This is a genomic window from Micromonospora sp. RTGN7, from assembly GCF_033804645.1.
GTDB lineage: Bacteria > Actinomycetota > Actinomycetes > Mycobacteriales > Micromonosporaceae > Micromonospora.
On record NZ_JAPZLF010000057.1, the window covers coordinates 1 to 581 of the forward strand.

Consider the following 581-nt stretch of genomic DNA (forward strand, 5'->3'; position numbering starts at 1 on the left):
AGGGTCTGTGGGTCCCGTAGGTATGGCAGGAAGGTGCCGTTCTCGCCGTTGGGTGTGGTGGCGAACTCGACCCGTAGGTCGGGTAGGGAATCCACGTCGGGTAGGAGCCACGGTTCGGAGCCGTTGGCGACGTAGTTGTCTGACAGCAGGATCACCGGGGTGCGGTAGGTCAGTGCGATCCGGGCGGCCTCGATGGCCGCGTGGAAGCAGTCCGAGGGGGACTTCGCGGCGATCACCGCGATCGGGGCCTCGCCGTGGCGGCCGTGTAGGGCCATGTTGAGGTCGGCCTGCTCGGTCTTCGTCGGCATGCCCGTCGACGGGCCGGCCCGTTGCACGTCCACGATCACCAACGGCAGCTCCAGGGCCACCGCGAGCGAGATCGTCTCGCTCTTGAGCGCCACGCCGGGGCCGCTGGTGGTGGTGATGCCGAGCGCACCGCCGTACGAGGCGCCGAGTGCCGCGCCGATCGCGGCGATCTCGTCCTCGGCCTGCATGGTGACCACACCGAACCGCTTGTGTTTACTCAGCTCGTGCAGGATGTCCGACGCCGGGGTGATCGGGTAGGCCCCGAGGAACACCGG

Annotated in this window: 1 pseudogene; it reads right to left on the reverse strand. The window is 68.5% G+C overall.

Annotated elements, in window-relative coordinates:
• A pseudogene (locus SNR22_RS29185) lies at positions 1 to 581 on the reverse strand (2-oxoglutarate ferredoxin oxidoreductase subunit alpha); the annotation flags it as partial.